General features: G+C 43.2%; 9 protein-coding genes. 7 read left to right on the top strand and 2 right to left on the bottom strand.

Annotated elements, in window-relative coordinates:
• Nucleotides 1–60: 60 nt before the first annotated feature.
• From WCG05_04630 to ruvX, 4 genes are all read left to right on the top strand, one after another.
• Nucleotides 61–402: a hypothetical protein gene (locus WCG05_04630; protein ID MEI8321273.1), complete on the top strand. Its 342-nt coding sequence runs from the start codon at nt 61–63 to the stop codon at nt 400–402.
• A 127-nt stretch (nt 403–529) separates the two neighbouring features.
• Nucleotides 530–958 (top strand): 50S ribosomal protein L11, encoded by a 429-nt coding sequence (gene rplK / locus WCG05_04625; GenBank protein ID MEI8321272.1) that lies wholly within the window; start codon nt 530–532, stop codon nt 956–958.
• A complete protein-coding gene (gene rplA, locus WCG05_04620) occupies nt 958–1,653 on the top strand; it encodes a 50S ribosomal protein L1 (protein MEI8321271.1) in 696 nt (231 codons plus the stop codon). Before rplK ends, rplA begins: the two co-directional genes overlap by 1 nt.
• Nucleotides 1,654–1,774: 121 nt before the next feature.
• Nucleotides 1,775–2,347 (top strand): Holliday junction resolvase RuvX, encoded by a 573-nt coding sequence (gene ruvX / locus WCG05_04615; GenBank protein ID MEI8321270.1) that lies wholly within the window; start codon nt 1,775–1,777, stop codon nt 2,345–2,347.
• A gap of 58 nt (nt 2,348–2,405) precedes the next feature.
• On the opposite strand, the gene WCG05_04610 is transcribed toward ruvX, so the two are convergent.
• Nucleotides 2,406–3,791: a hypothetical protein gene (locus tag WCG05_04610; protein MEI8321269.1), complete on the bottom strand. Its 1,386-nt coding sequence runs from the start codon at nt 3,789–3,791 to the stop codon at nt 2,406–2,408.
• Between the two features lie 225 nt (nt 3,792–4,016).
• Here WCG05_04610 and WCG05_04605 point away from each other — a divergent pair, with 225 nt between their 5' ends.
• From WCG05_04605 to WCG05_04595, 3 genes are read left to right on the top strand one after another with little or no spacing between them, the layout of a single operon-like run.
• The gene (locus WCG05_04605; GenBank protein MEI8321268.1) at nt 4,017–4,682 is read left to right on the top strand and encodes a VWA domain-containing protein; all 666 of its coding nucleotides are present in this window, start codon (nt 4,017–4,019) and stop codon (nt 4,680–4,682) included.
• Nucleotides 4,682–5,416, top strand: coding sequence for a PP2C family serine/threonine-protein phosphatase (locus WCG05_04600; GenBank protein MEI8321267.1), 735 nt, complete (start codon nt 4,682–4,684; stop codon nt 5,414–5,416). Before WCG05_04605 ends, WCG05_04600 begins: the two co-directional genes overlap by 1 nt.
• Before the next feature lies 1 nt (nt 5,417).
• Entirely contained in the window at nt 5,418–8,132 is a 2,715-nt protein-coding gene (locus WCG05_04595) for a hypothetical protein (protein ID MEI8321266.1), read from the top strand.
• On the opposite strand, the gene WCG05_04590 is transcribed toward WCG05_04595, so the two are convergent.
• Nucleotides 8,113–8,886, bottom strand: coding sequence for a hypothetical protein (locus tag WCG05_04590; protein ID MEI8321265.1), 774 nt, complete (start codon nt 8,884–8,886; stop codon nt 8,113–8,115). The two genes, WCG05_04595 and WCG05_04590, sit on opposite strands and share 20 nt — an antisense overlap.
• Between the last annotated feature and the right edge of the window lie 82 nt (nt 8,887–8,968).

The following is an 8,968-nucleotide window of genomic DNA, read 5'->3' as shown; positions in this document are numbered from 1 at the left end:
AAATCCTGGTATAAATCATCTAAACATTAATCCTTAGCTACTTCAGCCCCTAAAACTTTATTGCTAGATGATGATGGGGGTAATATTTCTCATAGACACGATCAATCTTTGTTGGGCATAGCCTATCATTTTCATCCGAAAGGCGTTGCTTTGGTTTCAGCGGAAAGAGAAATTTTTAAAAATTATCTTAAGTATCACCATCGTCACCCTGATCAAGCCGATCATAGCTTAGTTGGGCAAGCTGATCTGGGGATTCGAAATTGGGAATTTAAGATCATTGATCTGGCAGTTTTTAGGAAAATTGCGGATTGGGTTTATGCAGCTTCAGGAAAAGGAGGCGCCGCAAATTCCAAGGAAGAGTGCCCCATACAGATTTTAGAAGCAGGAAGCCGGGAAGTTTAGTAATATTTCATTTGATTTTTGTGGAGTTATGGGGTAATCTGCCCCACGAAACAGGCTGCGGATGTGGCCTTGTGTAACTTGTGGGAGATCAGCCATGATCGTACCACATCTTCAAATGAGGATAAAAATGGCAAAAAAAGTTGTAGGCTTCATCAGCCTAATTATTCCTGCGGGAAAAGCGAATCCATCCCCACCAGTGGGCCCTGCTTTGGGTCAACGGGGACTCAACATTATGGAATTCTGTAAGGCCTTTAATGCGCACACACAGAAGATGGAACCAGGGACTCCAATTCCTGTAAAAATTACGGCCTATGCAGACCGTACTTTCTCTTTCGTGACGCAAACACCCCCAGCCACATACTTCTTGAAAAAAGCAGCTAAACTGGAAAGTGGTTCAAAGACCCCTGGCCGTCAGGTTGCTGGTAAAGTAACAATGGCTCAGGTGCGTGAAATTGCACAAGCAAAAATGGCGGATTTAAACGCTCATGACATCGAAGCAGCAGCCCAAATGATTAAGGGATCTGCTCGTTCAATGGGACTCGAGGTGGTAGAATAATCATGACATACGGAAAAAGATTAAGAAAAACTTATGAAACTGTTGATCGCACCAAGTCTTACACTCTGGAAGAGGCTGTAAAGCTTTTAAAAGGGGCGGCCAAGACAAAGTTTGATGAAACTATTGACGTTGCAATCAATCTGAACGTTGATACGAAAAAGGCTGACCAACAGGTCCGCGGCGTTATCCAATTGCCTCATGGCCTTGGAAAGACAGTGCGTGTTGCTGTTTTCGTAAAGCCAGAACGTGTAGAAGAAGCTAAAAAAGCCGGCGCTGACGTTGTGGGTTCTGAAGATTTGGTTGAAGAAGTTTTGAAAGGTCGCTCAGACTTTGATAAATGTATCGCAACCCCTGACATGATGGTTCAAGTAGGTAAACTTGGTAAGGCTTTAGGCCCCCGTGGTCTTATGCCTAACCCAAAATTGGGAACCGTAACAGCAGACATTCAAAAGGCTATTCACGCTGTAAAAGCTGGGCAAGTTGAATATCGTGCAGAAAAAAGCGGTATCGTTCAAGCGGGCGTTGGCAAACTGAGTTTCTCAGAGCAGGCTATTTTCGAAAACATCAAGGCTTTGTACGATGCAATTATAAGAGCCAAGCCAACAGGCGCTAAGGGAGTTTTCGTTAAGAAATTCTCAATTAGCTCAACAATGGGGCCTGGAATCAAGATCGATACTACCAACCTAAAGGCGTAAAACCCATCTTTTGGGGCACTCCATCGCGAAACGGCGAGATTTTGGGCTTTCCCCCATAATTGAATCTCTCGGGTTTGACCCGAGGGCCCATGGGGTGCGAATGCAGCCCAGGAAGTAAGGCGTGGATCCTCGGCTCAAGGCCGAGGAAGGCAAAAAAAAGGAAGCTGGATTGCTTCGTCAGCCTACAGCTTCCTCGCAAGGACGTGGTTTTTATGAACAGGGTTTTATGATTATTGAAATTGACCAACTAGCTTCTGTATTGAAACCAGGTCAACGGCTTTTGGGTCTTGATTATGGGGATAAATTTATCGGTATTTCCTTGTCAGATACACGATGCAAAATAGCCACTCCTCATTCCACTTTAAAACGCAAAGACCTAAAGACTGACCTGAATGCGTTGGTGGAGATGGTTGAATCCTATAATGCAGCTGCCCTGATTATTGGTATGCCCTTTAACATGAATGGGTCTGAAGGAGAACGGTGTAAGCTGACCCGCAAATTCGTTCAGAAATTTCTGTCTTTTTACGATATGCCTTTGATTTTATGGGATGAACGGTTATCTACGAAGGCAGCTATGGATATTTTGATAAGTGGGGACATGTCTTTTCAAAAGAGAGACAAGGCTGTTGATAAGATTGCAGCAGCCTATATTCTGCAGGGCGTGTTGGATTATTTAGAACATAGTGCTGAATAGAGCCCCTGGTCAAAGCCAGGGGATTTTCTAGAGATGTACGTTTTTGCAAAGCCCATTTCTATGGATTTCTTAACCACTGAACAATCAAGGCAGGATTTTCTTTTGCATTAATTTTATCCACAATGCGCTTCACGTGGCCAGGTGTCTTCAATGGGTCCCATACGAAATCAAAGCCTATTAACGTACGTATAATCCCCTTTTTTTCTAGTGTTGCGGGATTCGTTCCCTGAGGTCTGCCGAAATTGAATTCACAGGTTGCTTGCGTAAAACTCATCATAGCCTCTGCAAAAATAGGTCCTTTTTCTGGGCATTTCCCGATACATTTTAATATCTCTTCTATCTGCCCCATAGAATCTTGTAACTCGTAGTTCAAAATACTTAACGTATAGGACGTTAGAAAATTTCTATGTGCAATTCTTTGCTTAGAGGTAGTTTTATCGAACCATTCTCCGCGTGTATTTTGTCCCCCTTTCAACAGCTGGCAAAAAATGTTTGGAGAGGATTCATGAGGTTTTGCTGGAGACAAGCATTTAAAGGCCCTATATAATTCTGTTTTTTCATTCTGTTCCATCTTGTCAAAGCACTTGAATATTGCGGCGATATCATCGTCATCATCAGAGGGATCATACTTTTTGCCCCAAATATGCAAGCTGAAGCTACTTAGATCATCGGGTGTGTCAGGGAAAGATTCCGCACCACTCTCTCCTATTGTGTGTATGACGCTTATAGGATCTCTCTTGGAGGCTGTTAACTCTTGTATGATTTTTGTTAGCTTAATATTTCTATCATGAATATTATCAATGTTGAGCAAAATGCCTGCAGCTTCAAATTGATAGGCCGAACCAAAAAATGGTATTTCCCTTTTAGGGGTATCGGGTTGCCTCTTTCTGATGGCCAGTTCACAAACTTTTAGAGATTGAGAACAAAATGTTTGATCAGCTAGTGGTTTTTTATATAATAAATCTAGAATTTTTATAGTTTCATACAATAGGGCCTCTTCATTTTCCCATGTTGCAATACTAATTATTTCTTGAGTGGACTGGACTAAAGTTTCAAGGGCTAAAGTTCCAAGTATATTTGTTTTTGTAAAAATTTTTCTTAGCTTTCTCTTATCGTCTTCTTGTTCTTCCGTAAATTTTTCTGGGTTGATTTGGATATTTTTACAGAATTGATCAAAAGGAGAATCCGCCTCTAGCCCCCTGGGTTGAGGATGTACTCCTCTTGATGCTGCTTTTTGGGAACACATTGCAGCATGCTCAGGTTCTGATGAAGTGCAAGAAGGAATCTTTATGGCCACTGGTGCGAATACTGGCAGAGCTCTCCCCACACCTTGACCCACAACATACCCACACTGTCCTGGCTCAGGATCAGCTGGAGCAGCCCCAGCCCCAAATCCTTGAGTTGACCAAACAGACAACAATAATAATAGATAAAACTTTTTCATAACTTTTCCTATATAAAACTTCAACAATACTTATATAGGTACCCATTTTTTAAATGTCAAGGAATGCTCTGATTTTTTCAAGATAGTTGTGAGGAAGAGAGAAAATCAAGACATTAAGCTTGCGGGAACTATTGATTTCCCCTTAATTTCTAGGAAAAATATAACTGTCTCTTCTCTTTATGTATAGGGCAAGTTATACTTTGATTATAAACGAATGGGGATATAATGGCTTTAAGAAGTCCTGAGTTTTTAGAAAATCCAGAAAATCGCTGTCCAGTGGTTCTATTGCTTGATGTGTCAGCATCTATGGAGGGGGAACCCATCCAGGCCTTGAATGAAGGTCTTGCCACTTTTAAATTTGATGTTGAGCAAGATACGATCGCAAGTTTAAGGGTGGAAGTTGCAATTGTTACCTTTGGGGAACAAGTTAAACTTTTACAAAACTTTGTGACCATTGATGAGTTCACAGCCCCCGTCCTGCAGGCGGCGGGGCGGACACCCCTGGGGGAAGCCCTTCAGCTGGGGATTGCAGCTTTAGAAGACCGAAAAAAGTCTTATCAAGAGGCGGCAATTGGATACTATCGCCCCTGGATGTTTTTGATCACCGATGGGGCCCCAACAGATGGGGATACTTGGAAACAAGCTAAAGAACAAATCCATGATATGGTCAGCCGTCACAAATTAAGTTTTTTTACAATCGGCGTTGAAGGGGCGGATCAAGAGATTCTATCGGCTTTGGCCCCCAAGGAATTCCCCCCTATTTGGTTGAAAGATCTTCAGTTTTCTGAGCTGTTCAAATGGCTTTCGGCCTCAGTTCGTCGAGTGTCTGTGGGGAAATTGGGCTCGGAGATGATGAAGCTGCCGGCGTCCGAGGGATGGGTGTGTCCCTGATGGTATGGATTGTTGGGGGCGATTCAGTTCAGGGAAGCATGCACAGGTTTGCAGGCACCCCCTGTCAAGATGCTAACCAATATAAAGTTCAGGGAGATACCTTGTTTGCCTGTGTGGCTGATGGGGCTGGAACGGCACAGTTAAGCCAAATAGGATCTCACTTCGTAACGGAAACTTTCATACAATTGTGTACAGAAAAGTGGGGGGACGCTGTAGATTCTCCCGAATTGGCGACGGCAAAATTAAGGGCTCTTATGCAGGAACTTCAAGATCGGCTATTGGGTCATGCCCATCACATTCAAATTCCCCTTAAGAATATAGAAACCACTTTTTTGGGGTGTGTGGTAACCCCTGACTATGCAGTGGCGGCTCAGGTAGGGGATGGATTCTTGGTGGCGAAAACCGAGGGCGATTTTGATTTGATGCTGTGGGAAGATCATAAGGAGTTCATTAACGAAACCCATTTTATTACGGAAGAAAATTATGATTTGCGGTTGGCAGTTGTTCAGGGGCCTCGGTTTTTAGCTTTGGGGACGGATGGCATTAGCGGCTTGAGTATTGATGCCCGTCTTAAACAAGGATTTAAGGGCTTCTTTTCAAGCTTTGAGGAGTATCTTTTAACAAGGCCTTCTCAAGAGAAAATTCACCAAGAATTAAAGAATTTTTTGTCATCGGATCGGGTGAATGCCAAAACGGAAGACGATAAAACCCTTCTGATAGCGCAGTGGGTGTAGGATGTATTATCGTGCTTCGAACCGGGACCCTATTTCTTTGCTCCATAAGGTTTCTATGGGAGGGGAGGGGGTTATCTGGCAAACACAAATTCCTGGAGTTCTGGCCAAAATTTTTCATCAGCCCGATAAGGTGGTTTTTAAGAAGTTAAAAACAATGATTGAGAGAGCCCCTGGAGTACTGCAGGAAAAACAGGATTACCTGCCCATCGCTTGGCCCCAGGACATTCTGTTGGGGGCAGAAAAAGAACCCGTGGGGTTTTTGATGCCTCGGGTCCCGGGTGCCCTAAGCTTAAATCATGTATACAACACCAAATTACGTAAGAAAAATGCGGCAGGGTTTCACTGGTATTATTTGCATGTAACGGCCTATAACTTGGCGGTTATTTTAAGGTCTTTGCATGAGAAAAATTATGTGGTGGGCGATTTAAAAACCGATAACTTTTTGGTGACGGATCGGGCTCTGGTTTCTGCGATTGATACGGATTCTTTTCAAATTCAAGGAGAGAAGGAAACATTTTTCTGTGGGGTAGGGTCTGAAGGCTTTACGCCCCCTGAATTGATTGGGTTGGATTTAAAGATAACAGTAAGGACCGAGCAGCATGATCGGTTTGGCTTGGGAATTATTATTCATCTGTTGCTATTAGGATTCCATCCTTTTGCGGGGCTGGCACAAGAGGGCGAGAAAACCTTGGATGCCTGCGTGAAAGAGGGAATGAAGTCCCTGAAAAAAACTAAAGAAGAGCAATTTTATATTACGTATGGAGATTTACATTCCAAACTGCAGGAATCTTTTTATCAAACCTTTATTGGGGGGCATGAAGATCCATCAAGTCGATTGAGTGCGGCCGAGTGGGTAAGGGTGTTGGAGGAGGTTATTCCCCATCTTTCAGCGTGCCCAGCCAATATGAATCACTTTTTTGATGATCATTTTTCGGACTGTGTTTGGTGTGAAAAGGAAAAACGATTGGGTTTTTCTATTTTTCCTGGGGGGGCAACCCAAGAGAAAGTAGCGATCCTGCAAAAGCTTAAGCGGTACGCAAAGGAAGATGACTACCGAAATGTGGCGACCCTATGCCAGCAGTATCCTTTTCTGCAGGAAGAATTTTTGGGAACCTTAGAGGATTCAGAAGATATCAAAAAAGCCATGGCTTATACAGAGGCCCTGGACCAATTCAAAAAATTCTGTATGGAAGACGTGAGCGCTGAAGATATTTTAAGGTTTTGGGATCATGATAAGCAGCTTGCTTTCTATATGCCGCGGGATGAAGAAATCATCAAAGGCAATCCCTTGACACAGTTTTTGGATCAGGTCAGGGCAGAAGTTAACTCGCTGGCAGATTTAAGGAAATCTATTGATGTAGCCGATTCTTTTTATAGGGTTCATCAATCTTACGATGATTACTTGGAACGAGAAATCATTGAACGCTTTAAAAGGATCAACAAGAAAAATACCGCTGATTTTCAAGAGCGCGTTGATTTGGCTAGTCATATGAGCTCTTTGTTCGGACAGCTGGGGCTGTTGGTTCGAAATCAGGATTTCCTGGGCGGACATGAATTTTTAACCCACCATGAACTGAGTGTTCAGAAACTTCATGTTCCTATAGCTTTTCGGGATTTTCTATCAACCTATTATGCCTACAAAGATATTTTGAATGCCTTCCAAGCTAAGATTAATGGGAACGCTTCTGAAAAGGAATTGCTGGACCTATGGGATAGCCACCCAGATTTTCAAGGTACCAATCTGCGAGACTTTAAAATTCATGAATATATCACCTTGCAGAACCTTATGGACAAGCTTCAGGGGCGGAAACGATTACATGAAATTTTGGAAAATTCTCTGCAAGATCAAAATTTTATTGAGCTGGCGAAAGCGTGGGATGCAGATATTTGTGTGGGCCCCCATTTTGATAAGTTCCAGCCCTTTGTGGAACAGGGGGCCAGTATTCAGAAAAATTGGAATCAGGTGAAGAGAGGACTATTGGAAAGAGAGCCTGCTCAAGTGGTTCCCTATTGGTCAGAGACCTTAGGGGGATTAGTGAAAAAAGAAGGATTGCTTGATTCTCTGCGCCATTGTTTTACCACTTATTATCAGGGGGTTGAGTTTCCTAATTCCCATGCCTGTCGATCCTTTTGTGAGGCAGGGCAATTGGTTGTTTATTGGCCCTGGCCAAGGGGTCGAAATGATATTCCTTTCTGTTGGGTGGCGGCCCGTAAAGACCGATTTCCAAGTCATCCGAATGATGTGGAACGGTTGCATCATTCCCTGGTTTTTAAGGTCAAGGGGGCTGAGGGAGCAGGAGCGCTTATGTGGGAAGGGGGGAATGCTAAAATTTGTATCTGGCCCTGTCTTGAAGTGGCCGGAGAGCCCCTTGTATTGGGAAGCCCCTTACAGGTGGAACGAAAGGATTTTCCATCTGTTCACTATCGGGTTCAAAATAAGAAAAAATGGGGAAAAATAAGTCTACACATTCAGTTGATGGCATCCGAAAATTGCCAGATGCCCGAGTTGGAAATTTTTGGCATGCAAGATAGACCGCTCTTAAGCTTTGAAACAAATCAAGCTCTTGGTCGGATTGAGCCCGGTTTCCTTGAAAAAGGGCAAAAAGTTGAATGTATTATTAATGTGGACGTCTTGCCCAAAAAGCCTGTTTTTAGAGTGTATCCGAAGGACAGGAATTTGCTGAATGTATATAGCTTTAGAAGCGTTCAGGTTTAAAGGCTGTTACAAGAGTCAACAAATCGCGTCCGCCTCGGTTTTCATAACCAGCACGACAGCCCCCTTGGGTCTGATGATTTTCTAAAAATGAATTCACAATTAGACCTTTGGCAGTCATCTGTAGGGATGGGTTATCGCTAAACGCAAATTTTGTTCTATCATGCATTTTTTCTGCTAGCGAAACGCTGGTAGAGTAAATCTCTAAAATATTAAGTTGGACCTCTGTTCCGCGAGGGTTGCCAGAAAAATAACTTGTAAATTGGTCAAGAGCCCTAGCTAAGGCAGCTTGCTGATCTGGGCGCGCCCAAGAGGAAATCTTTTCTTTCATAGCATCCAAAGTCATGGTTTTTTGTGCCAAGAAACAGGTTTCAGCAATTCTTAAAGCTTCGGCCCCATGACTGTTCACAACGACTACGTTGTGGGCATTCAAGCCATTAGGGCTTTCTTGTAAAGCGGTGTCTAAATCAGTTCTTGCCCTTGTCAACAAGGCGGTGTCTTCTGGTGTAAGAGCCTGTGCTCTAGGAGCAGGGGCTGCGGCTGGTCTTGCTGCCGCTGCGGGAGATGGCAAAGCTAATATCTCAGCCATCTGTTGTGGGGTTACTTGGTCCCTGAAGGCAGAAAAAGTTTCTAACAAAGAATAATCACCGCTTGCTGCGCGACGGTTAAGTTCTTGCGCTATGCTAGGCCAATCGTTAAAACTGCCCATAGCAGAGCTCACAGAAAAAGCTAATAACAAACCAAATTTATAAATCATTTTAATCCTCTATAAAACATTTCTACAATGTATATAAGGATTAGTTTTTTAATTTCAAGGGGTTTCCTCTGTATACACCTTT

The organism is Alphaproteobacteria bacterium, assembly GCA_037146715.1.
Taxonomy (GTDB): domain Bacteria; phylum Pseudomonadota; class Alphaproteobacteria; order UBA7879; family UBA5542; genus JBAWWO01.
Note: the sequence above shows the minus strand (reverse complement) of the source record. Positions and strands in the feature narration are given on the sequence as shown.

Bases quoted from the DNA above. Each gene is read 5' to 3' on its own strand.
- WCG05_04590 (MEI8321265.1), bottom strand. From the start codon at position 8,886: ATGATTTATAAATTTGGTTTGTTATTAGCTTTTTCTGTGAGCTCTGCT.
- WCG05_04605 (MEI8321268.1), top strand. From the start codon at position 4,017: ATGGCTTTAAGAAGTCCTGAGTTTTTAGAAAATCCAGAAAATCGCTGT.
- WCG05_04610 (MEI8321269.1), bottom strand. From the start codon at position 3,791: ATGAAAAAGTTTTATCTATTATTATTGTTGTCTGTTTGGTCAACTCAA.
- WCG05_04595 (MEI8321266.1), top strand. From the start codon at position 5,418: ATGTATTATCGTGCTTCGAACCGGGACCCTATTTCTTTGCTCCATAAG.
- rplK (MEI8321272.1), top strand. From the start codon at position 530: ATGGCAAAAAAAGTTGTAGGCTTCATCAGCCTAATTATTCCTGCGGGA.
- WCG05_04600 (MEI8321267.1), top strand. From the start codon at position 4,682: ATGGTATGGATTGTTGGGGGCGATTCAGTTCAGGGAAGCATGCACAGG.